Source organism: Variovorax sp. Root411 (assembly GCF_001425205.1).
GTDB lineage: Bacteria > Pseudomonadota > Gammaproteobacteria > Burkholderiales > Burkholderiaceae_C > Variovorax.
Window position 1 is genome coordinate 1,192,958 of the sequence record NZ_LMDW01000001.1, and the last position, 23,593, is coordinate 1,216,550.

Sequence of the window (23,593 nt, forward strand, 5' to 3'; positions counted from 1 at the left end):
CTGCCTACTTGTGGCCGGCACTACTGCGGGGCCATCTTTCCATTCCATCCAGAAGGATCTTCAGGCCTGCGTTGAAAGCAGTCCGGCTATCGAGCTTCGAGAATGCGGAGGCAAAGAAGTGGGCCGCAGGGAACTGCTCCTTGGAGGTCTCTCGAATCTTTCCCAGGATGTAGTCACCGTGGTCCCCAGGTAGCTGCCGGTTCACCTCTGCGTACGCCGAAGTCATGACGTACTGGATCAGCAAGTGATAACCAAGGGCGCACTTTTCCGCATTGAATCCACCGCTTCGAAAAATCTCCGCGATCCGGTTCAGATAGACCATGCCGTAGTCCGTCTCGCCCGCACCCACTTGCTGGAACAGGCGAAAGCGGTTGTGAGACATCAGATACCGGAGCACGCCTCCGTACTGAAGCATCACATCAAAGATGGCATACGCATGGTCTTCCACGTTGGATCGCCAGTTCTTGCGTGTCAACGGGCGCAATTTTTCGACGCGCTCCATGAAGTAGCGGTTGATGACGCCCGAGATCAGCTCATCGCGGCTGCCCGCGTAGTAGTGGATCAGCGCAGTGGTCACACCGAAGTGCCGAGCCAGGCTGACGATCGATAAGTCGCTCAGCGGCTCGCTCTTCGTCAACTCGACCGCCTTCTCGATGATGTCCTCGCGCGAGATGAGTGGCGTCACGCAAGCGTCCGCTGTCTCCTCTTTGCGGGGGCGCCCCCGACGCCTCGGGACGATTACCGCCTCAGGGGTCACGGGTTCGCCCGGTTTGACTTTCGTGCGCTTGAGGGGCGGCAAGGCCCGCTCGGTAACAGGTGCTTTCATGACCGCATTCTGGCGCATTTGACGCGTCATTAAATTTCCCCTACATTAAATTAACTGATCATTAATTAAACAGACCGGAGACAAGCATGAGCGAATCGATCAAGAGGCCTCCAGTAACCGCGGGGCTGCGCGGTGCAGGCTGGAACCCGGCGCGCATGGAGCGGGCTTACACCGTCAAGCCGCACGGGCTGCGCACGGCTGACAACCAGCGCACGCTGGGCTTCCTGTACAGCCAGACAGGTACGGAGAAGACGGTGGTGTGCTTGATGCACCCGCGCGAGTTCTCTGGCACTCCCTACCTCGTACCCGACGTACTGGACGCCGGCTGTGCATGCTGGGTTCAGGCCCCGCGATCCATCGGCAACGACCTGCGTCTCGAACACGAAGTCGCACTTCTGGACGTTGCTGCCGGTGTGGCACACCTCAAGAAGCTGGGTTTCACGAAAGTCGTCCTGCTCGGCAATTCCGGTGGTGCGGGTCTGTACGCGTTCTATACCCAGCAAGCAATGCGTGTTCCCGAAGCTCGGCTCGAGGCAACCCCCGGCGGAAGGCCGGTCAAGCTTGCAATGGCCGACATGCCGTCACCGGACGCGCTGATCCTCGTTTCGCCTCACCCTGGGCAAGGCAAGCTGCTGCTGAACTGCATTGACCCTTCCGTCACTGACGAGTCGGATCCGATGTCTGTCGAGCCTGCGCTTGATCCTTTCCAGCCGGCCAACGGCTTCAAGGAGGCGCCGTCTTCCTCGACGTACACGCCCGCGTTCGTGGAGCGATACCGCGCAGCGCAACATGCGCGTGTTGCCAGAATCGACGCGCACGCCAAGGCGTTGCTGCGAACACGCGCTCTGGCACGCAAAGAGCTGAAGACGCTGCGTGCGGACACAGCGCCGTCCTCGGAGCTGCGCCGCCGCGTTGCCTACACACCGGTTTTTCCTGTCTGGCGCACCGATGCGGACCTGCGCTGCTGGGATCTGAGCCTGGACCCATCCGATCGTCAGGTCGGTACATTGTGGGGAGCAGACCCCTTCACGTCGAACCTGGGCAGCGTAGGCTTTGCGCGACTCGTGACCCCTGAATCCTGGTTGTCGACCTGGTCAGGCATCAGTTCCAACGCGAGCTTCGAGAAGTGCGGGAACGAACTCCAGCTGCCGACGCTGATGCTGGAGTACACGGGTGACCAAGCTGCTTTCCCATCCGACATGGACGCGATCTATGAGTCGCTGGGGACATCGGACAAGTCACGGCAAAAGATCCGTGGCAATCACCATGGGATGGCCCTGGCCGAGGGCGAAGAGTCCGGCCAAATAGCCGTCGGGCGTGCGATGCAGGCATGGCTTAAAGACAAGGTCATGGTCTGACGCTGGACGCGCAACCAAACACAAGCGGAGACATCGTGAAAACTTCAAGACGCAACGCCGCAGCCATTGCTGTTGCGCTGATAAGTATCTGCGCGCCTGCATGGGCGCAAACGTACCCCAGCAAACCCATCCGGCTCGTGTTGCCAACTGCACCCGGCACGGCGCCCGACACCATCGCTCGCATCGTGGGCGACAAGCTTTCGCGGGCGCTCGGACAGCCCGTCATCGTAGAGAACAAGCCAGGCGCCGGGGGCATCATCGCTATGAACCAGCTGAAGTCCGCGCCGGCCGACGGATACACCCTGGCGCTTGTGCACGCAGCGGTTGCAACGGTGACGCCCTTGACCTACAAGGAGGCGCAGTACGACATTGAGCGCGACTACGCGACGGTAGCGCTCATCGGCGTCACTCCGATGATCTTCGTGGCCAATCCCAAGTTCGAGGCGAAGACGTTGGCGGATGCCGTTAAGCTGGCCAAGGCGGCCCCCGACACTGTGGCCGCAGGCAGCCCAAACCGGACATCCATTCCGCATCTCGCGAACGAGCTGCTCGCGATGAAGTCAGGAATCCGTCTGCAGCAAGTCCCGTTCACCACGACAGGGCAGGGCGTGCAGGCCGTGGTCGCCGGCGACATCGCGATGTACACCGATGGTGTCGCCCCGCTGATACAGCTGATCAAGTCAGGTCGCCTGCGTGCATTGGCAGTGGCGTCGGACAAGGTGCTCCCCGGGCTGGAGGGCATTCCTTTGGCGAAGGGCACCGTGCCCGACCTGAAGGTCATGGGATGGTTCATGGTGGCTGCGCCAAAGGGCACGCCCGCCGCGGTGGTAGAGCGCCTCAACCAAGAGCTCAACACAGCACTCCAGCTCGCGGATGTGAACGCGAAGTTTCAGGAGTTCGGGACGTATACAACGCCGGGCACCGTCGCCGAGGCCCAGCGGTTCGTGAAGCAAGAGAAAGCCCTCTTCGGGGGCGTCGTCAAAGCCATTGGAGTGAAGCCGGAATGACCGCAGAGAACAATCAACGAGCTATCGGTGTGCATGAACCGATCGAAGGCGTCGTGTACCCGCCTCTTCTCAAGTTGCAGCGCTATGTCGACGAGGGCGCGCTCACCTTCGAGAGCTTGGCCCAAGGCCTTCGCGAATCGTTCCAGGAGAACGCCGAGCGCGTCGCGCTATGTGGGCCGGCAGGTCACCTGACGTACCGGGAGCTCGACGAGGTGTCCGAGCGTTTCGCAGCCTCCCTGCTTGCGCTGGGCCTCGCCCCAAAAGACCGCGTGATCTTCCAACTGGCGAACAGCACTGAGCTGGTGGTCGGGTTCGTCGCCTGTCTCAAAGCCGGCCTTATTCCCGTGTCGACGCTGGCGGCGCACCGGGAACACGAGATTGGCTACCTTGCCGAGCTGAGCAAGGCGCGCCTGCATTTTGTCCAGGGCGACGATCCCAAGTTCGACGATGTCGAGTTCGCGCAGCGCATGCAGGCTCAGGTGGGATCGCTCCAACACATCGTGCAGGCCCGCGGAGAGGCTCGCGGCTCGGCGCTGTCCATGCGAGCGCTGATTGACACCATGTCGCTGGACGCCGCGAGGCAGCAACTCGCGCAGATTGAAATCGATCCCTTCCAGGTGGCCGTGTTCCAGCTCTCCGGCGGTACCACGGGCGTGCCGAAGATCATTCCCCGCTTCAACAACGAGTATCTGTACAACATGCGCGCCGTGGCGCAGTTCAACGGCTACCGAAGCGACGACTGCCTGTTCATGCCGCTGCCGATGATGCACAACCTCAACATGGGATGTTGCTTCGGGCCATTCCTCCTGACCGGCGGTGCAATCACGATCTCCACGGACTTGCAGCCGCAGTCGTTGTTCGCACTTTTTCGCGAGTACCTGCCCACCTGGGCGGTCGTCGGCGGGCCCGTGCTCGAGAAGCTCAGGCCCGCGATCGAGTCCGGCCAGATGCCCGTCAAGCAGCTTCGCGGCGTGATCTCGTCCACCGGTGCGCCGAAGCTGCGCGCTATCCTGGGGGTGCCGGCGTATCACATCTTCGGCATGACAGAGGGCGTCATCATGATGACGCGCGACGACCAGCCGCAGGAAGTGCGCGATGGTATGGTCGGGCGCCCGGTGTCGCCGTGGGACGAAGTGAAGCTGTACAAGATCGGGACGGAGGAAGAGATTCTGGAGGAGGGCGTCGAAGGCGAGTGCGTCTTTGCGGGGCCTTACACGATCCACGGCTACTACAGCGCACCTGAGCGGAACAAGGAGGCCTTCACTTCGCAGGGTTACTACCGCTCCGGTGACTTGATGCTGTTTCGTGACATCGATGGTCAGCGCTACTACAAGTTTTGTGGCCGCACCAAGGACGTGGTCGACCGTGCCGGCGAGAAGATCAACTGCGAAGAAGTGGAAATGGTCGTCAGTCGCCATCCTTCTGTTGCACTGACTTCGGTGGTCGGCATGCCGGATCCGATCTACGGCGAGCGCGTGTGCGCGTTCATGATCGTCAAGGCGGGCGCCAATGTACCCACCGTGGCTGAGTTGGGCGCATTCCTCAGCGAAAGCGGTGTCGCCAAGTTCAAGTGGCCCGAGCGCATCGAGGCCATGGACGAATTCCCGCTGACCAAGACTGGAAAGCTGAGCAAGCCGCTGCTCAAGCAGTTGATCTCCGAAAAGCTGGCGGCCGAGAAGGCCGCTGACGTTTCCTCCTCATCCCAACCAAGGACACAAGCATGATTGCAAAGTCTGGATTGCCGCTGGTCGGCGTTCATCACACAGCGCGGCCCACCTGGAAACTCGCGGAGACCGTTCATTTCTACCGCGACCTGCTGAAGCTGCCGTTGGTTCACGCCATCTCCGCGCGCGGATGGGGCCCGGAAGACCACGCTGACTTTCTGCATTTTTTCTTCGACAGTGGCACCGGCAGCACGATCGCGTTCTTCTACTACATCGGCACGCAGCCGCCCGAGTTCGCCACAGCGCGCGACGACTATCGCTACCGTGCAACCCACACCGCATGGCGAGTCGAGACCCGCGAAGACTTGCTGGCCTGCAGGGCCGCAGTCGAGGCTGCCGGCATCAAGGTGAACTATCAGATCCGCCATGAAGTGATCGAGTCGATCTACTTCTTCGATCCGAACGGCTACTCTATCGAAATCACCTGGCAGGTTCGTCCGTTCAGCGACATCGACGTGTCAGATGCGAATCGCACGATCGACGCAGCAACGGCACTGGAGGACGCGAGCCGAGCAGGTGGCGCTCCCTTCACGTGCATTGACGATGTCTGGCGCACCAAAGGTGAACGCCTGGCGGCCGACCTGGAGGCTGCATGATGCCCACGATCTTTGTCCTCGACGTGCCCGAGTTCTTGCCGCTGGTTATGCATGCGCAAGAGGTGTCCGAGCTTGCGGTCACCGGTCCCCGCCTGGGCTACTACCGCATTCAGAGCCAAGGCACCATCACGCTCCACCGCAAGGCGCTGGGCTTCAAGCCCGCGGTGTGGCACGGCGCATTGACCGGCGGCTTGATCGGCCAGGTCGAGCACTTCGACAACGATGAACTTCGCATCGGCGAACTCCATAAATCATGAAGATCTCCATTGTTGGCGCGGGACCCTCCGGCCTGTATCTCTCCATTTTGATCAAGCATCGGTGCCCCCACTGGGACATCAAGATCGTTGAACAGAATGCCGCCGATTCGACCTTTGGCTTCGGTGTCGTCTTGGCCGAAGCCGGCCTCAGCCGGCTGCGGGCTGCCGATGCGCCCACGCACGACGCGCTGGTCGAGAAGATGATCTTCACCACGCATCAGATCATCACGACGCGCGAGACGCCGATCTCGATCCGCCGACCGAATGCGGGCGGCGGTGCGATCGCACGCATCGATTTGCTACAGATCCTTCAGAAGGAAGCCACCGATGCAGGCGTCCAGATCGAGTTCGGCGTTCGGGTGCAGGACATGGCCGATCTAGACGCAGCCGGTCTGTCGGATGCGGACGTGATCGTCGGTGCAGACGGGATCAATTCTTCTCTTCGCACGGCGTGTGAGTCCCAATTTGGCACCACGCGCGAGTCCCTGACCAACCATTTCGCGTGGTTTGGTGTCGGGAAGGCGTTCCCCACCGCCGCACTCGTCTTTCGGGAGCATCGAGGCGGCGCCTTCATTGCGCACTACTACCCATACTCTGAAAGCAACAGCACGTTCGTGGCTGAATGCGACGATGCCACCTGGCAGACGTTCGGCATGGCGGCGATGACGGCGGAGCAACGCCAGCAGCTGTTTGAGGAGGTGTTCGCACCTGAGCTCGACGGCCACGCGTTGATCTCGAACAATTCGACCTGGCGACAGTTCCCGGTGATTCGCAATGCCCGCTGGGCGGCCGGCAAGGTGGTCCTGATTGGCGACGCGGAGACCAGCGCGCACTTCTCGATCGGCTCGGGCACGCGCATCGCCATGGATGATGCGATTGCGCTGGCCGACGCCTTGGTGAACGACGGCGATGACGCAGCCGTCACGGCGGTCGAGCGTCTCGCCCGGTTCGCGGCCTCCCGCGGCCCAGAAAAGCTGAAGCTGATCGCGGCCTCGGAAAAATCTTATCGCTGGTATGAAAGCATTGGCGAATGGATGAAGCGCTACACGCCGTACGAATTCATCTACGCCTTCATGACGCGAACTGGCCGGATTGACGAAGGCAGGCTCGCGGCGGCGTATCCCGAACTGATGCAGCAGATCAAGCTCGCTCAGGCGCAACGCGCGCACGCCGCCAGCGCGGACGTTGAAGCCGGTTCCACGGGTCAAATCGCATGATTGACAGCTACGAATCCGTGGTGTCCCGGCGACCATTTGTCGTTCGCCGCCGTGTCCGCTGGAGCGACTGCGACCCTGCAGGCGTGGTGTTCACGGGGAAGTTCACGGAGTACGTGCTCAACGCGGTCAATCTGTTCTACAGCGAGTTGAGCCAAGGCCGAGGTGCTGAGTGGCGCAAGACTTTGGGCGTCGACACCCCCTGCAAGGGCATGGCACTCGAGTTTCATCGGGCGCTCTGGCCTGAAGAAGAGTTCGATATCGCCGTGCACGTCGGCGAGATCCGCGAGCATGGCTATGACATCGAGTTGGAAGCCACGCAGCACGGCGGCGTGCGGATCTTCAGTGCTCGGGTATCGCCCATCTGCATTCGCACCGACGCGCGGGTTCGCGCGCCGATCCCTGAGGAAATGCTCGTGGCCCTCCAGCCGTTTGTCCTTGGTCCGCCAAACCAGTAGTCCTGCACTCAAAGACGCTCAAAAAGATGACCAGAAGCTATCGTATCGGCCAGATTGTGCCGAGTTCCAACACCACGATGGAGACGGAGATCCCGGCAATGTTTCGTGCAAGGGAGGCTCTGCATCCGGAGCGATTCACGTTCCATTCCAGCCGGATGCGCATGCATCGGGTGACACCGGAAGAACTGGCGAACATGAACAAAGAGGGCCTTCGCTGCGCTGCGGAGCTCTCTGATGCGCGCATGGACGTGATGAGTACCGCGTGCCTCGTAGCCATCATGGCGCAAGGCCTCGGTTATCACCGTGAGGTCGAGCGCGACTTCGCACGCATTGCCCGCGAGAACAACAGCGACGCCAAGGTCATGACTTCGGCGGGGGCGCTCATCCACGGTTTGAAGGCGCTGGGTGCCCGTAAGGTCTCGTTGCTCGCGCCGTACATGAAGCCGTTGACCGACAAGGTGGTCGCGTACATTGAAAGTGAAGGCATCGAGGTTGTTGACCGTATCTGCTTTGAAATAGCGGACAACCTGGAGGTTGGCAAGCGGGACCCCATGCGTCTGCTGGAGGATGTGAAGCGATTGAATGTCGCCAATGTCGATGCCGTGGTGCTTTCGGCCTGCGTGCAGATGCAGTCGATCCCTGCCGTGGCGTCTGCGCAGTCGATGCTCGGATTGCCGGTCACCTCTACCTCGATCTGCACCGTGCGCAACATGTTGGACCTGCTCGAGCTGCCATCGGCAACACCGGGCTTTGGTGCACTCCTCGCGCCCATGGTCTGAAGTCAGATGGTCAACGAGAGGCCAAGTACGCGTGACCCGAGCAAGCGCTTGCGTGAAGGCAGCTTCCGCTGCGCGCCTGGTTCGAAGCTGACTAACGGCTTCAAAAGGAGTGTCCAACGATGAAAGCAATTGCTTGTATAGGTGCCGGTGGTCCCGAGGTATTGCGCGTGGTGGACCGTGACGTCCCAGTGCCTGGTCCCACCGACATTCTCATCAAGGTTCATGCATCGGGTTTGAACCATGCGGATCTCGCCCAACGTGCGGGGTTCTATCCGCTGCCGACCGGCGTGACCGACATCCTTGGCCTTGAGGTCGCAGGAGAGGTGGCATACCTGGGATCCGAGGTGGCGGGCCGGTCCGTTGGCGACCGGGTGTGTGCGCTGCTAGTGGGAGGGGGACATGCCGAGTATGTGTCCGTTCCCGCAGTGCAAGTGCTTCGCGTGCCTGACGGGCTCAATTTCACGCAGGCTGCTGCGCTCCCGGAAGCCTTCGCGACTGTGTGGATGAACGTCTTTCAGAAAGCTGCCTTGCAACCCCACGAGCATCTGCTGGTGCACGGCGGCTCCAGCGGTGTGGGGACTGCCGCCATCCAGTTGGCACATGCGCTTGGCGCGCATGTGGTGACCACGGCGGGCACTGATGAGAAATGTCGTAGTTGCGTGCTGCATGGCGCGCAGCGGGCCATCAACTACAGGACCGAAGATTTCGCGGAAGTGCTGCTGGAAGGGGAGCGCAAGCAGTTCATGGACGTCGTGTTCGACATGATCGGCGGCAGCTATTTCGAGCGCAATGTCCAGGTCCTCGCACGCGGTGGACGCATGGTTTATGTGTCGGCGCTCGCGGGCCGAAAGGTCGAACTGGACCTGGTCGATCTCATGCGCAAGCGGCTCGCGCTGTTCGGCTCGGTGCTTCGGCCCCTCGCACCTGCGGAGAAGGGCGCGATCCTGTCGGACATGGCCCGGGTCGTGTGGCCTTTGCTGGAACGCGGTGCGTTCTCGCCGGTCGTCTTCGATACCTACGCCTATGAGGACGTCGCCTCGGCGCACCGGGTCATGGACGCACACACTCACACGGGAAAACTTGTGCTGACTTGGTAGCGTCCGGATTCGCGGTGCTGCGGGTGCACCGCGAGCATGCAACGGTGCGTCGGTCTCGCACATCGGTCCGGACCATGCCGCGTAGAGCTCGGTCGCCTGCTTCTCACGTTGGCGGGAGGGCGTGCATCCCCAACCCCTTCGCATACGTGAACGGCCGAGGGTAAACACCGGTGACTTCAGTCCCTCCATTTAATTGACGGCACATAAATTAATTCTTAAGATTAATTAATTGATGGTTAATATTTTGCTGACCATCGCAATGCAGCGGAAGCAGGCGTGGCACACGGGCCCGCCATGTAATCCGCCGCGAGACACCGATCAGGAGACAAAGACAATGACCCCACATCCGGCCCTCGCGATCCCGCGCTGGATCTACGCATCGGTGGTGTTCGCCGCTGCGCTTGGCATGTTTGCCGGCTTTGCGCCGGTGTTCAACAGCACGGCAGGAATTTTCTTTTCGCCGTTGACCGCCGAATTCGGTTGGGGACGGGGAGAAGCGTCTCTGTCTTATGCGATGTCGATGCTGGGCTTGGCGTTGGCCAGTCCGATCGTGGGTCGACTCATGGATCGCTTTGGCGTCAAGCGTGTGATCGGCGCTTCCATCTTGCTGTTCGGCATCAGCGTCGCGGGCATGGCACTGCAGAACGGCCAACGCGGCCCGTGGATCACTCTTTCCTTCATCGTTGGTGTGTCGGGTGCAGCGACCTCCGTGCTCGGTTACCTGGCAATTCTTCCCCAATGGTTTGATCGTCGGCTTGGCCTTGCCGTCGGCATCGCAATGTGCGGACTTGGCCTGGGTGCCATCGCTATGCCGGCGATTTCGCATGCGGCCATTTCCGCATTCGGGTGGCGGGCGGCCTATGTGCTGCTGGGAGCGGGCTCGCTGATGCTGTCCCTGCCTGCGTGGTTGCTGCTCAAGGAAAACCGGGCACCATCTTCGCGCGAGACGACTTCTCACTTCAACCCCTCCGAGACCCGAGCGGGTCTTTCTGCGGCTCTTCGCTCCTATCGACTGTGGGCAATCTTCTCGATGTTCGTGCTCGCCTCGGCAGCAACGCTCTCGTTTGGCCCCCACCTCCCGTCGATGTTGATCGGCAAGGGCTTCACCGTTGTGGAGGCAGCACGAAGCGCTTCGATGGTCGGCGTGGGATTGCTCATCGGACGTCTCGCAACAGGCGTCCTGATCGACCGGATCCATGCACCCTATGTAGCGTGTGGCTTCTTCCTGGCGGGAGCGTTGGGCTGCTACTTGATCCGCACCTCGGAGACTTATGCCTTGTTGATGGGATCGTGCTTTTTGATTGGACTCGCGATCGGTGCCGAAGGCGACATGATCGCTTACCTGGTGCGATCGTATTTTGATCTTGCCTCGTTCGGCACCCTCTTCGGAATCGCGTTCTCGGGTTACGCAGTCGGAGCAGTGGTCGGTCCCATCGCAGTCGGCGTGGTGTTCGATCGCACCTCGTCCTACGAAGGGACGCTGGCACTCATGCCCTGGCTGCTGGCCTTGGCGGGACTGCTGGCATTGACTTTGGGTCCGTACAGATCCCGTCCTCGCAGCATTGACGCGGGCGCGTCGCCCTCGACCGCATAGAGCGCGCGTCAGATCACAGCGTCGTTCCAGGCGCTCTACCGGTTCTCCGAATCCATTGAAGCCCGTGCACTGCATGCGGCCGACAGGGAGTGCCACGCGCGCGCCTTTCCTTCACTGCGATCACTGCGAGGAAGAAAACGGTGTGCCGCGGATCAGTTCAAGAGAAGTTTAATAACGGAGACAAGCAACATGAAACGTTCCATTCTTTCAATCGCTACCATCTCGCTCACAACCGCGGTGTCGGCACAGTCGAGCATTCAACTCTTTGGCGTCGTGGATGCGTCGATGAGTGCGTACTCGACCAGTTCGCGAGATCAGAGAAATGCCGTCACGTACAACGCTTTCGGTGTTCCGGTGGGATTCAATCCGGCCTTCGTGAATCAAGGTACCGTCAAGCTGAGCAAGAAAGCCTTGGCCAACTCGGCATACAACCAGAGCCGACTCGGCCTCAAAGGAACTGAGGATCTTGGAGGGGGTCTCGCGGCAAGTTTTTGGCTAGAAGCGCCCATCACGAACGATGATGGTCAAACCGGGCTTTCGACTTTTTCCCGCCGCTCCACGGTCAGCCTTTCCGGTCCATTCGGTGAAGTTCGGCTGGGCCGTGACTACACGCCATCGTTGTGGAACGACACCGTGTTTGATCCCTTCGGTACCAGCGGCGTCGGCACCAGTCTCATCTTTTCCGCGTCACTCGCCCCAAATGCGATTGCAGGTGCGGTGGCCGCCGCTCCCGGTATTCCCTCTGTGAGCAACAGCAACTATGTACGGGCTTCCAACAGCGTTGGGTATTTTCTTCCAGGAAATCTTGGCGGCTTCTACGGCCAGGTGATGTACACGTTTCATGAGAAGACCAAGTACGATCCCGGCACTTCAACCCCCGGCCGCGCAGCCGTGGACGGAAACGATGCTCGAACCGGTCGCTATGTCGGTACTCGATTCGGCTATGCACAAGGACCGCTCGACATCGCGGTGGCCTATGGTGACAGCACCGTGGGCGACAACTACTACGCGGGCGCTACCACTCACACGAAGACCGTGAACGCGGGTGCGTCATATGACTTCGGACTGGTCAAGTTGATGGGTGAGCTTTCGCGCGTCCGCCGAGAAACTGAGTTCGATGGAGCTACGTTTGCCGCGAACATCCAGGGAACTTCGTTTCGCGGGCAGTTGCTCGGTTTCACTGTGTCAATTGGACCAGGGCTGATTCGGGGCTCCATTGCAAGGGTGCGATATGACAATGCGCCGGGGCGTGTAGACCAGTCGCGACCGGAGGCGACTCAACTTGCTATCGGGTATGTCCACAATCTGTCAAAACGGACGGCTCTATACGCGACATTTGCGCGGTTGACCAACAAGAATGGTGCTGCCCTCAACCTCTTTAATGCTCCAGCGCCGATCGCGACTGGAGGTATGACGCCGTATCGTTCAACAGGATATGACTTCGGGATTCGCCACGCCTTTTGACGTTGCGCTCAAGAAAGTCCTGCGGCAGACGATCGTCGTATCGTTGCCAAAATATTTTCAGCGAGCCATTCGGCCCACCTAGATCGACGCAGAGAAGCTTTCTGCTCCTGGGGGACGTTCTATCTGAAGCGCCGCTGTCCGGCTGCATGAGCTGGCATCGCGCCGGCTGCTGTTGCATGGCAGCAAGTCGGGCGCCGGCACCGCGCACAACAGCTGGATGAAATCTTTAGGCGTTCAACCGACCGACGTGATTATCTTGGGGATCGCACCAGCGCCACGCCACGCAAAGCGGCCTACGCCACAACGGCCGAGGCAATTTTTCTGCGGTACGAAACCGTAAGCTTGCGAACGACCTGTTCCAAATCCCCAACGGCGTTCATTCCGGGCAGGGTCGTACGCCAGGCCACGTGCCCATCCGGACGAACGAGGATAGCTCCGTGCTCGCCAACCTCAAAAAGTGACACCAGTTCTGCGCGATCTTCAGCCTTGCTGGGAACCGCCACGATCAACACGAGTTCACTGACATATGGAAGGGGTAAGCATAGAAGTGCTTGGGCCCACCCAACGTCATCATGAGTGATCAGGGAAAACTTGCGCTTGTCGATGACGTAGAGGAGGGGAATCTCCACACCCCCCCGCGATATCAGCGCATGCGGCAGGCGGCAGCCCGGCCATGTTGTAGGCTGGTAGTCGACGACGCCGGCTCCAACTTTCGGCTGCATAGAGCGCTCTGGTATGACCAGTCCTCCTGAGTAGGCATAGCCAAACTCCAGCCCCGTGGAGAGGAAATGCTCCAACTGGCCCGGCACGGCCTGTGCAATTCGGCTTCTCAGTTCATGGGCACGGGCACTTGTTTCGGTCAGCTGTCGCGTCTTGCTAAAGGCCAGCTTCATGAGGGCATCGGCAAATCGCCCCTTAAGTTTGGATGGTAGCCATTTGATGGGCGCGGTTTCGAAGGCCTTGGTGGCTGACATCAGACCTCGATTGGTGATGTTCAGGTGATTGGTGACCTCGTCGAGCTTGAAGTGGTTGCTCACGCTTTGCTCCGCGAACAACGCAACGACCGGCTTGCGCTCGGCTTCGTAGGAATCCAGCAGGCTTTCGGTGGCCCGTGACTCTTGCACGGCGGCCAGCTTCCACGCCAGATTTTGCGCATCTTGCACGCCGCTGTTCAAACCGAAACCACCCGTATGGGGAAAACGGTGGGCGGCATCGCCTACCAACATGACCCGTCCTTTCCTGAAGACCTGTGCAAGTTGTGTGGCCATGCTCCAGTTGCCCTGCGTACGGATCTGGAACGGCACATCCGCACCGATAACCTTAGGAATCATCCGCGACCAATAGGAAGCTCCGAGTCTTACCATCTCCTGTTCCTGAGTGATGAACGGGCTCATCAAGATGTAGTGGTCATCAAAATGCTTGATAAGCACGCCACAAAAGTCAGGGTTATAGATCCAACTCAGCAAGGGGCGCGGCTTTGCAAGCACGCTGTCAAGGTCCGCCGAGAAGAAGACGCTCGCCATGTGGGCCAGCACCGGCCCTTCCATGCTGACGCCCAGCATCTCGCGGACAGAACTGTTGGCGCCGTCGGCTCCTATCAGCCAGTCCGCTCGGTAGGCTGTAGTTCCCGAATGAGCATGCTTCACGCCGACGGTGGCCCCTCCCTCATCTTGGTTCAAGCTGATCAAGCCGGCGCCCTTCACAAACGTGATCAGGGATTCGCTCTCAATCCAGCGCCATAGCACGGGCATGAGTTGGTGCTGCCCGATGTGAGCGATGTGGTAGGGGCTGAAAGTAGCGACTTTTTCAAGCCGGGCTTGATCATCTAGCAAGTCGATCTTCCCCAAGGGATGCGCGGCTAGGCTCGTACACCAACGTATCTCGCCGATCTCTGCGTGCGGTGGACACAAGCTGCTGATCTCTCGCGCCATCTCATGTGAGTAGGCTGACCAAATCTCGAACGTGCGGCCATTGATGACATGCGCCGCCGGATGTCGCAAAGGTGCTTCCCGACGCTCGATCAATACCGAAGGAACACCGTAGCTCGCGAGCAGAAGTGCCAATGTGCATCCACTAGCTCCGGCTCCGATGATGACAACAGGTGCTGAGGCTAGGCTCGTTGTCAAAGTGTTCTCCAGTTGATGGCCTTCATATTTGCTGCCGGTTGCGTACCCGGCGGGTTACCGGCGCCCTGGCGCATCAGCTCCGTGACTGCTTCTCCAGCTTGCAGACGCGCGAGGAGGTAGTCCGCATCGAAGGTCACGCCGATAGGGTTTTCGGCAAAGTCCTTCGACCTGAAGTAGCGTTTCGTTTCCTCAGCGGTGTCGAAATTCTCAACCTGGAACTCCAGTCGATTGCCGTCTGGGTCCTCGTAGTAGATCGACGTGGTCGGGCCATGATTGATGGTCCACACCGGCCGCACACCCTTTTCCTGCAATCGAGAATAGGTTGCCAGCAGCGATTGCAACGACTTGAATCCGAATGCGATGTGGTCTATGCCGTAGAGCTTGCGCCGCATCTTCGCGAAGGGGAAGAGCAGGCGCACCCAACGCGGCAATGCGATGAGCGCGAGGCGGTGACTCTCGGCGTCCCAAGCCAGGAAGGCAATGGTGGCATCGGCGTGGACGAGTTCGGCGTTGAACACCTTGCCATACCAGTCGATCATTTCCTGACGGCGCGCCGTCTTGCAAACCCAATGGGCGATGTAGTGCGGACCGTCATTGCTCATGATCAAACTTCCAAACTGTGTGCGCGCCGGCGCTGCAGCAGCGGGCTGGACGCGCATATGAAACTGCCGACGTAGCAGCGGCATGTCAATTGCAGGGTTCTCAAGTGAACCACGACGATGCCGCCCCAGGTGGGTTGCGCTCCAGCTCACTAGAACCGGTACCCTACAGATAGAAAGCTCACGATCGGGTTGATCTTCGCTTTGGTTGTCGAAACCACATCACCCACGCTCGATTTCGTCGTGAGCGTCGCTCGCGTGCTGAGGCGTGTGTACGACACAGACAGCCCCAGCGACCAATGCTCGTCGATGTTGTAGTTGACACCGAGGCTCACCACAGGAGCAATCGAACTGGTGAAGGATGCAGTGGTGGGTCCCTCGAGCAGTGAGCCGAGTGTTGGATCGCGCAGAAAAGCCCCGCTGGAGATCGAGTTCGCAAGCTCGATCTTGCTGAGCTTCACGTAAGAAAGGCCCGCCCCCACGAACGGGCGCAGCTTGGCCGAGGATTCAAGAAAGTGGTATTGCAGCAGCAGCGATGGACTCACGATCTCTGCGCTGCCGACTTCACCCAGTTTTGCGAGCGTACCTGTGCCGATCAGGCGCAGGCGAGGTGGCTTGGCAATAGCGGTTTCGAGCGCGAAATTGTCGGTCAGGAAGTATGTCGCGGTGATGCCGAATGTCTCGGCATTGGCCACTTTCGACGAGCTTCCCTGCACTGGTGTGGACTGGCCGAGTGCCGTGACTGTCAAAGGTGTGCCCGAGGACTGTGGCGCGACGTGGAACCAGCCGCCTCCTATCTTCCATTGGCCGGCGGATTGGGCATGAGCCCCGCCCATCGAGCACAGCAGCAGCGTAAGAGCCACGGCGTTCTTTTGCATTTTCATTGACTTGTCTCCTGGTGGTGGTTTTTTGACGAAAGGCAGGGCCGGTCCATCCGACTTATGTTCGATGACCTGGCATTCCTACCGGGGGCGGGACTAACGGGGGAAAAGATGAACCAGCGTCTTGCCGGGAATGCGCGGTGCGGTGCTTTCTGAAAACTCGGTGGGAAGTGCCGGGGCTGCGAGCACTCGTTGGACAACAGATTGCGCTTGCGCCTTCGAAAAGAAATCGACCAGCCTTGCCAGGGCCTCTGACTCCTCGCGGAACAACACCTGCCGGTAGCGAACGCCGTTGAGTGATGCGCTGGCCTTGCGCCAAGCGAGGTCAGCGCCGGCGCGCAACAAGCCAGGCAATAGCCCATGCCGAGTGACGAGGCCCAGCGTGGGCGTGATCACTGTGGCGTAGACGCGCCGGCCATCCGTGCGCTGCAGCGCGGCGAGCAACGGGTCGTGCCTACGATCACCGCCCTCGGAAGCAGGCGTGGCGAAGTCGATCACGCTGTCGGCTGGCAAAGTCTGCAAGCCGCGCGCTTCTTCATAGTCCATCGTCCGTGATGCACCGAGTTCCTTGAGCCAGGCGTGATTGCGCGTGGAACACACCGCGGTCACTTGCGCGCCCCATCCGGCGGCCATCTGGACAGCAATCGTTCCGAGACCTCCACTGGCGCCATGGATCAGGAGCCGCCTTCCCCGCGCCCTGACGGGATCAAGGTCCGCCGCCCGCAGTGCTTGCACGGCGGTCGAACCTGCATAGCCGACAACAGCGGCGGCATCGTCCGTCATCGTCTCGCCGAGGGCGCAAGCGCAAGCGCCCGGTATCGTGACCTGCTCGGCGTAGGTTCCGTCGCGGCGCGGCGATACGGCAAGCATGACACGCTGGCCTACACGCAAATGTGAAACCGCCGAGCCGGTGGCCATGACCGTACCGACCCCATCCCGGCCCAGGATGCGTGGAAAGCGACCACGAGGATTGACGAGAACTGCGCCGTAACCTGTGGCAAGGAGGCGGTCGATCGGATTGATCGAGCTTGCCGTCATCGCCACTCTCACTTCAGTCGGTGCAGGCGTTGGTGCGGGAGGAACCTGCAAGGCGATGAGACGAGAACGCGCGCGGTGAGTAATGGCATAGGCCAGCATGGTGTTGTCCGTTGAGACTCAAGAGCTCGCCGCGTTGAGCAGAGAGAACGTTTCGTTGACAAGGCGCTGAGCCTCAGTCACGGGCCCGTCGTGCATCACTGTCCGATCCGGTCGCACCACCGCCGCCCAGCCGAAGGGCGCGGCATTCGGAATCAAGACATTGCTGAGGTCCTCGTAGCTCCGCTCACCACGATGCAGAGCTTCGCCGCGCAGACAGAAATGGACGATGTTGCCGCCACGGGCCGCCCATTTGCTACGTGTAGCCTCATCAAGATGTGCCGTGGGGTCGAGCCCGAAGCCAATCAAGGTCAAGCCTTGGCCAAGCGCATCGTCGCTCAACAGGTGCGTGCCATTGGCCATGCGCACCACGCCTTGCGGCAGGAGGTCGCCATGCGCGAGTCTTTTGCCCTTGCCGGGCACGAACAAGCCTTTGGTGAAACGGTTTTGCGGCTTGATCTCCAGTTCCTCGAGATAGCCACTCAGGCCAGGGAGGTAGCGCAGCAGGCGCGAGATGCCGTGCATCGCTATGGCCATGAGCGCATTGCGTGGCATCACCAAGCGCCCCATGAACTTGGCAAGGCCGATCATTTTCTTGGCGTGAGGCCTGCGCTCCTGGTCGTAGCTGTCCAGGATTGCCGATGCCGCCTGGCCTCGCACGACCCAGGCGAGCTTCCACGAGAGGTTGGCTGCATCGCGCAGGCCTGCGACCAGCCCTTGACCCGCAAAGGGCGGGGTGATGTGCGCGGCATCACCGGCCAAAAACACGCGACCTTTCGAGAAGCGCTCGCAAGACCTTGCGTGGAAGCGGTACACCGCCTGGCGTTCGATCCGCATCTCTCGACCCTGGCTCCATGGAGCGAGCAGGGCTCTGATGGACTCTTGGGTTTCGATCTGCTCGCGAGTCTCTCCAGAGCGCAACATGAACTCCCAACGTTCACGGCCACCGGGCGCCACCATGTGAGGCGTAGGTCGGCGGTGGTCGCAGAGAAATTCGACATGATCGATAGGGTGGGGCACGTCAAGCGCATCCACGATCAGCCAGTCCTGTGCGTAGGTTTGCCCGCCGAAGTCCTGTTCGATGTCTCTGCGCACGACCGAACCCGCCCCGTCAGCGCCCACCAGGTAACGAGCGAGCACGTTGGCAACACTTCCGTCCGAGCGGGTGAGGGTGGCTGTGACACCTTCCGCTGTTTCGCAGAAGGAAGTCAACTCCGTCCCCGCCAGGAACTGCACATGCTCGTATTCCGCAACCTTGCCGCGCAATGCCCGCTCCAGCTCGGGCTGGTAGAAGGTCACGAGCTTGGGGTGACCGTTGAGGCTGCCGCTGGTGTTGACGCGCGCGAATTCGCCGACATACGGACAGTGCATGCGCACGTGCGGGATCGCGATTGTTGGAAACGCACCTTCCTCGAGGCCCGCCAGTTGCAGGATCCGCAGCGCTTCGTTGTCGAGTGCGATGGCGCGAGGCGCGAGATGAATCCCGCCAGCCTTGTCGATTGCCAGCACGCGTACGCCGTAGCGGCCAAGCAGACAGGCGACCGCTGCGCCGACCGGGCCATGGCCGACAATCAGCACGTCCACATCGGGCAGCGATGCAGCGGTGGATTTATCCTTCGATGCCAATGCGCTGCTCCCCGAGATCGATGACACGGTCTGCACTGGCGATGGTTGCGGTCACCGTGTCGCCCGGCTTCAGGTATTGGGAGCGCCGACCCTGCATCCGCTTGAAGACTGCCCAGAGTTTCTTTTCGTTCAGCAGCAACTGCATCACCCGACGCAGGAATGGCGGTGGAACGCGTAACGCGCAGCCTGAGGGGGTTCCCGTAAGCAGCAGGTCTCCGGGTGCGACATCGCTGAAGGTCGAGAGTTCGGTGATGGTCTCGGCGGGCTTGTAGACCAGGTTCGCCGTGCTGTCCTGCTGGCGTACTTCGCCGTTCACCGCCAGTGTCAACGTAAGGTGATTCAGGTATCGGAAGTCGGATGGCTCCAGCACCGCAAGATATGGCCCTACCGGGCAAAAGCCACGGTAGCTCTTGCCCTTGAAGAACTGCATCTGCGGCAGCTGGATGTCGCGAGCGGAAATGTCGTTCGCAATGACGAGGCCGAACACGTACTTGTGCAGGTCAGCGTCAGACACAGTCACTGGTTTGGTGATGGCGGTCTTGAACACCAGGCCGAGCTCAATTTCGTAGTCGAGCAGCGAAACGTGAGCGGGGCGGCGTACGCTGCCGGTCGGCGCATTGAGCGAACAATCGGACTTCTCGAAAAACATGTTGAAGCGCTTCTCGCCCGGGTTCATGCCCGACTCGATCATGTGCTGAGGGTAGTTCGCACCCTGGCACAAGAGCCTGGCTGGCGCCGTTACTGGCGACAAGAGTTGCATGCCCGCATAGGGCAGCGACGGGGGACTGCCGTGCGCCGCGCGCCAGTCGGCTTCGCCTGATGCGATGAGTTCGGCGGTGGTGGCGTATGAGCCCGTCAGCGGCGAAATGCCGTGGACATGCGCCACTCCCCAGTGGGATTGGTCGTTGTGCAGGTAATGGACGAGATGAATGGCCATGGCGTGATGTGGGAAGAAGTTCCTCAGCGCGGCTGGGGTTTGCGGAAGCGCCGTCCGGCCCAGATGCGAGGCGGCAGCGAGAACACTTTTTTGATGGCGACGAGCCGAGAGAGCTTGAAGTCGGGCCGCGTGCGCAGGCCGAGAATCACCTGGGCGAGCATTGACACCGAAGGCCGGGCGTCGATGAAGTGGCCGGGCATGTCGGGCCCCCACTGATACATCGATCCCTTTCCGGTCTCGTGGTAACGCGTGGGGTAGTGGCAGTCGAAGACATCGCCGTCCGCGTAATGCTCGACGGGAAAGCCGGAAGGGTCGTAGTGGTAGTTGAAAACCTGCGAGCCGAGCACATGCCGGCCCACGCCCCAGTTGTGCACCCAGCCCTGCTGCTGTAGCCATTCACCGCCCAGCGCAACCGCGTCGAGGTCCAGCGTCTCGAACGCCGCGTGGTCGTAGTGATTGCGCGGGCCGCTGGCGATCACCAGCGAATGGTGATCGCTCGGCGTGTCTCCACGGTCGCAGCGCAGGAAGGCGATAACGGCTTCGCGCGTCACCGGGAGCACCTCGACGTCGCTCGCGATCAGTCCGAAGTTCCGGACGTACCAGTTCGCGTTGCGTGCGAACTCCTGGCGTTGCATCACGAGGTGGCCAAGGCGGAAGACTTCGGCGGGCGCCGCGATGGAGGGCTGCGGTGCATTGACGCGTCGCTTGTCGCTCGGCATGTTCCAGGAGCGCGGCGAACGGTGGGGCAGCGGAGGCAGTTCGTCGAGGCCGTGGACGACTTCGACCCGCATGCCCGAGGGATCTTCGAGGCGCACGATCTGCCCCCCTCCAGGCTCGGCTGAGGCACGCACCTGTGTACCGTGAGCTTGCGCAAGCGCAGCCAGGTCGGCCAGGCCTGAGGCCCGCAGGCCCAACGAGAGAAAGCTGTCGTGCGCCGTGCGTTCGATGATGACGATGTGGTGTGCGCCCAGAACCCCGCGCAGATAGATGGCGTTGCCCGTGCGCGCTGACACCTGCAGTCCGAAGTCGAGAAAGTAGCGCTCGGCCCGGTCAAGGTCCTTGCGACCGAAGCGCAACCATGCGATGTCCTCGACCTTGATGACCGGTGTTTCGGCACGCGGCTGGAACACCGTCATGATGCGATCTCCATCGCGAAGGTATAGGCCGACAGTGCCTGCTTGAGCGCCTCGGCATTTCGGCCCGCCTGCATCTTCGCCAGCAGACCGCGCTGCGGGTGCTGGAAGACATCGAGCGTGATCAGTTCTGTGTCCGTGGCAGAGGCATGGCCGCGTACCACGTCCTCGATCTCGCGCATCGACAGCGCGGGCTTGAATATCTTGCCCACGGCGGTGACCGGTAGCACCTCGAGCACGCGCACATGCTTGGGCCATGCGGCGCGCTCGTGCACGTTCTGCATGGCAAAGGCCATCAGTTCCTCGGGCGTGGCACTTGCGCCGGGCTTGAGCTGCACATAGGCCACGGGCACCTCGCCCGAGTGCGCATCGGGCCGACCGATGGCTGCCGCGAGCGCGACGGCCGGGTGAGTGTGCAGCGGCGCTTCGATCAGGGCGGGATCGATGTTGTGGCCGCCACGGATGATCAATTCCTTCTTGCGGCCGGTCAGCCAGAAGTAACCATCGGAGTCCTGGCGTGCCATGTCTCCGGTATTGAGCCAGCGCGCGCCGTCACGATCAATCCAGATGCCTTGGTTGTGGCGAGGGTCGAGGTAGCCTGCGAAAACGTTGGCCCCGTGGATCGCGAGCACGCCAACTTCTTCTGGTGCGGCGTCGCGCAGGTAGCTGCCGTCGTCGTCGACGATCAGTACGCGCATGTCCTGGTAGGGAAAGCGCAGCCCGATCGAGCCGATGCGAGCAGAGCCGGAAGGAGGGTTGGCACTGGAGGCGCAGGCCCCCTCAGTAAGCCCATAGGCCTCGAGGATGCGGATGCCGGTCTGTCCGACAAATGAGCGAAACAGCGCCTGCGGCATGGGCGCGGCACCACACAGTGCAAAGTCGAGGCTCGACACGTCGTGCGATCCGATCGGCGTTTGCAGCAGTGCCGAGAACACGGTCGGCACACCTGAGAAGGCATTGATGCGGTAGTGTTCGACGATTGCCCAGAAGCGCGCGAGCAGGCCCGCTCCGCGATAGCCTTGGGGCGTGCCCATGACGACGTGCGCGCCGCGACCCAGTGGTGCCAGCCCGGTGACGAGCTGCCCGTTGACGTGGAAAAGCGGCAGGCCACAGAAGATGGTGCGTCCGGGGGCGAAGCCACCCTCGACGAAGATCGACATCGCCCATGCGTCGAAGGCTTCCGAGAAATGCGTGCGCGTGGCGATCTTCGGCAGGCCAGTGGTGCCGCCGGTGCAGAAGTACGAAGCGATCTGCCCGGGTTCGGGTGGCTGGAAATCGAGTTGATCGTCCCTGGCGGCGCACAAGGTCCGGTTGAAGTCCAGAACCGGCACGTCGAGACCCGGTAAACGCGACTTCCGCATTCGTGACATCGCCTTAAGTGCCAGACCCCGCGCACCACTCACGTAAGACCCCAGGCCGACGGTAAGGATGCCGCGCAGGCCGTCCACCTTCCGGGCCGCGGCCGTGGCCTTCTGCCAAAGATCGGTTCCGGGTGTGGGTTCGAGCGTGATCACCCAGCGCGCCTCGGCCGCATTCAGCAACTCAGCGATCTGTTCCGACTCCAGCAGCGGATTGATCGCGAAAACGATGCCCGCAGCTTCCCCGCCCCAGATGACGAAATGGGTTTCCGGCAGGTTGGGCAGCACAAAAGCCAGCACATCCTTGCGCTCGATGCCGAGGCTGCGAAACAGATTGGCCGCCTGGGTGATCTTGCGGAACAGTGCCTCGTGCGTCCAGACGTGGGGGCGATCGAAGCGTTCGGCATCGAGGAAGAACGAGAGCGCGGGCTGCGTGGGCGCCAGCGAAGCACCCTGGCGGAGCATTTCGTACGGCGTCTGCGGCACGGACCGCTCCGAGAGCGGGACGGACTCGATGCGAAGCACGTCGGCGAGAGAGGCGATGGATGACATGGCAGAGTCTTCAGGCCGCAAATGCCGGCGAGGCGGTGGCTTTATTTCTTCAACGGTTGGTTTGTCTCTTGGGTCGATATTGAACATCAATGTTCAATATAAGTCAATAAAGTTCAAATTAACTTTCAGGCCGGCGTGCGACACTGAGCCAGATGGCCACGCCGCGACCTCCCGCTGGGCGAGGCCCGGCAGGCAGGAATCTGGAGGGGAACCGCCGCCCTAGTCGAGCGGCGCGGGCTGCAGCGGTGGCAGTTCGACGGTGGCAAGCCGGCGTGCTTCATCGGGCGGAATGCCCAGCGCGCGCAGCACAAGTTCGGCCGCGTCGGACCCGGCATCGCGCCATGTCCGGTGGCCGTCCTGCACGAGCAACATCGCGGCGAGGCCACTGCCAGCAAGGAGAGCGATGGCGGAGACCACTTGCTCAGGCCGGATCGCGTAGCGGCCCTGGGCCATGGCAGCCATCACGTCCGACGTCGGTGGACCGCTCCACATGGCCTTCAGCGATGCGTTGCTGAACGCGAAGCGCGTGAGGAAGCGCCCCCAATGCGGCTCCTCATGCGCGCGCCGCACGAAGAAACGCAAGCCGCAGGCCATCCGCAGTACGGGATCGGCGATGTCTATGGAGCTTGCCGTTACGCGACGGTGCATCTCGGCGGTAAGCTGCGTTGCCACGCTCTCGAAGAGAGTCTCGGTGGATTCGAGGTTGTTGTAGATCGTGCCCCTTGCGATGCCCGCAGCCTGCGCGAGCTCGCTCACCGTGACGCGGGTGTCGCCTTTTTCGGCAAATAATTGCAATGCGGCTCGATGGATGCGTTCTTGGGCGGGGGTCAAGTTTGTTCAGTACGGATCAAATCTCGATAGATTGAACGGTCA

The 23,593-nt window shown here is 61.2% G+C and carries 21 protein-coding genes; 11 read left to right on the forward strand and 10 right to left on the reverse strand.

Annotation, left to right across the window (positions count from 1 at the left end):
- Positions 1 to 4: 4 nt before the first annotated feature.
- On the reverse strand, positions 5 to 826 hold the full coding sequence (locus tag ASC92_RS05565; RefSeq protein ID WP_082519500.1) for a TetR/AcrR family transcriptional regulator: 822 nt from the start codon (positions 824 to 826) through the stop codon (positions 5 to 7).
- 86 nt (positions 827 to 912) lie between these two features.
- Here ASC92_RS05565 and ASC92_RS05570 point away from each other — a divergent pair, with 86 nt between their 5' ends.
- The 11 genes from ASC92_RS05570 (at position 913) to ASC92_RS27865 (ending at position 12,374) form a co-directional block, all read left to right on the forward strand.
- The gene (locus tag ASC92_RS05570) at positions 913 to 2,184 is read left to right on the forward strand and encodes an alpha/beta hydrolase (protein ID WP_200935934.1); all 1,272 of its coding nucleotides are present in this window, start codon (positions 913 to 915) and stop codon (positions 2,182 to 2,184) included.
- Positions 2,185 to 2,219: 35 nt separating this feature from the next.
- Positions 2,220 to 3,191, forward strand: coding sequence for a Bug family tripartite tricarboxylate transporter substrate binding protein (locus tag ASC92_RS05575; RefSeq protein ID WP_162245697.1), 972 nt, complete (start codon positions 2,220 to 2,222; stop codon positions 3,189 to 3,191).
- Positions 3,188 to 4,915: an AMP-binding protein gene (locus tag ASC92_RS05580; protein ID WP_056511370.1), complete on the forward strand. Its 1,728-nt coding sequence runs from the start codon at positions 3,188 to 3,190 to the stop codon at positions 4,913 to 4,915. Before ASC92_RS05575 ends, ASC92_RS05580 begins: the two co-directional genes overlap by 4 nt.
- A complete protein-coding gene (locus ASC92_RS05585) occupies positions 4,912 to 5,511 on the forward strand; it encodes a VOC family protein (RefSeq protein WP_056511373.1) in 600 nt (199 codons plus the stop codon). The genes ASC92_RS05580 and ASC92_RS05585 overlap by 4 nt, the downstream gene beginning before the upstream one ends.
- Positions 5,508 to 5,768, forward strand: coding sequence for a hypothetical protein (locus ASC92_RS29580; protein WP_056511376.1), 261 nt, complete (start codon positions 5,508 to 5,510; stop codon positions 5,766 to 5,768). Before ASC92_RS05585 ends, ASC92_RS29580 begins: the two co-directional genes overlap by 4 nt.
- Positions 5,765 to 6,985: an FAD-dependent monooxygenase gene (locus ASC92_RS05595; protein ID WP_056511377.1), complete on the forward strand. Its 1,221-nt coding sequence runs from the start codon at positions 5,765 to 5,767 to the stop codon at positions 6,983 to 6,985. The genes ASC92_RS29580 and ASC92_RS05595 overlap by 4 nt, the downstream gene beginning before the upstream one ends.
- The gene (locus tag ASC92_RS05600; protein WP_056511380.1) at positions 6,982 to 7,440 is read left to right on the forward strand and encodes an acyl-CoA thioesterase; all 459 of its coding nucleotides are present in this window, start codon (positions 6,982 to 6,984) and stop codon (positions 7,438 to 7,440) included. Before ASC92_RS05595 ends, ASC92_RS05600 begins: the two co-directional genes overlap by 4 nt.
- Before the next feature lie 26 nt (positions 7,441 to 7,466).
- Positions 7,467 to 8,219: an aspartate/glutamate racemase family protein gene (locus tag ASC92_RS05605; protein ID WP_056511383.1), complete on the forward strand. Its 753-nt coding sequence runs from the start codon at positions 7,467 to 7,469 to the stop codon at positions 8,217 to 8,219.
- Positions 8,220 to 8,338: 119 nt separating this feature from the next.
- On the forward strand, positions 8,339 to 9,316 hold the full coding sequence (locus tag ASC92_RS05610) for an NAD(P)H-quinone oxidoreductase (RefSeq protein ID WP_056511386.1): 978 nt from the start codon (positions 8,339 to 8,341) through the stop codon (positions 9,314 to 9,316).
- 334 nt (positions 9,317 to 9,650) lie between these two features.
- A complete protein-coding gene (locus ASC92_RS05615; RefSeq protein ID WP_056511390.1) occupies positions 9,651 to 10,910 on the forward strand; it encodes an MFS transporter in 1,260 nt (419 codons plus the stop codon).
- Positions 10,911 to 11,099: 189 nt separating this feature from the next.
- A complete protein-coding gene (locus ASC92_RS27865) occupies positions 11,100 to 12,374 on the forward strand; it encodes a porin (protein WP_082519473.1) in 1,275 nt (424 codons plus the stop codon).
- Positions 12,375 to 12,667: 293 nt separating this feature from the next.
- Here ASC92_RS27865 and ASC92_RS05620 read toward each other — a convergent pair whose 3' ends face one another.
- The 9 genes from ASC92_RS05620 to ASC92_RS05660 all read right to left on the reverse strand — a co-directional run bounded on the left by ASC92_RS05620 (position 12,668) and on the right by ASC92_RS05660 (position 23,551).
- On the reverse strand, positions 12,668 to 14,500 hold the full coding sequence (locus ASC92_RS05620) for an FAD-dependent monooxygenase (RefSeq protein ID WP_162245698.1): 1,833 nt from the start codon (positions 14,498 to 14,500) through the stop codon (positions 12,668 to 12,670).
- Positions 14,497 to 15,186: a VOC family protein gene (locus ASC92_RS05625; RefSeq protein WP_235505670.1), complete on the reverse strand. Its 690-nt coding sequence runs from the start codon at positions 15,184 to 15,186 to the stop codon at positions 14,497 to 14,499. Before ASC92_RS05625 ends, ASC92_RS05620 begins: the two co-directional genes overlap by 4 nt.
- Positions 15,187 to 15,251: 65 nt before the next feature.
- The gene (locus ASC92_RS05630) at positions 15,252 to 15,977 is read right to left on the reverse strand and encodes an OmpW/AlkL family protein (protein WP_056511903.1); all 726 of its coding nucleotides are present in this window, start codon (positions 15,975 to 15,977) and stop codon (positions 15,252 to 15,254) included.
- A gap of 99 nt (positions 15,978 to 16,076) precedes the next feature.
- Positions 16,077 to 17,117: an alcohol dehydrogenase catalytic domain-containing protein gene (locus ASC92_RS05635; protein WP_082519475.1), complete on the reverse strand. Its 1,041-nt coding sequence runs from the start codon at positions 17,115 to 17,117 to the stop codon at positions 16,077 to 16,079.
- 18 nt (positions 17,118 to 17,135) lie between these two features.
- On the reverse strand, positions 17,136 to 18,740 hold the full coding sequence (locus ASC92_RS05640) for a bifunctional 3-(3-hydroxy-phenyl)propionate/3-hydroxycinnamic acid hydroxylase (protein WP_056511400.1): 1,605 nt from the start codon (positions 18,738 to 18,740) through the stop codon (positions 17,136 to 17,138).
- Positions 18,724 to 19,677 (reverse strand): fumarylacetoacetate hydrolase family protein, encoded by a 954-nt coding sequence (locus ASC92_RS05645; RefSeq protein ID WP_056511403.1) that lies wholly within the window; start codon positions 19,675 to 19,677, stop codon positions 18,724 to 18,726. The genes ASC92_RS05640 and ASC92_RS05645 overlap by 17 nt, the downstream gene beginning before the upstream one ends.
- Positions 19,678 to 19,700: 23 nt before the next feature.
- A complete protein-coding gene (locus ASC92_RS05650) occupies positions 19,701 to 20,813 on the reverse strand; it encodes a VOC family protein (RefSeq protein ID WP_056511406.1) in 1,113 nt (370 codons plus the stop codon).
- On the reverse strand, positions 20,810 to 22,720 hold the full coding sequence (locus tag ASC92_RS05655; protein WP_056511409.1) for an acyl-CoA synthetase: 1,911 nt from the start codon (positions 22,718 to 22,720) through the stop codon (positions 20,810 to 20,812). Before ASC92_RS05655 ends, ASC92_RS05650 begins: the two co-directional genes overlap by 4 nt.
- Positions 22,721 to 22,939: 219 nt before the next feature.
- A complete protein-coding gene (locus ASC92_RS05660; protein WP_056511412.1) occupies positions 22,940 to 23,551 on the reverse strand; it encodes a TetR/AcrR family transcriptional regulator in 612 nt (203 codons plus the stop codon).
- Positions 23,552 to 23,593: the final 42 nt, after the last annotated feature.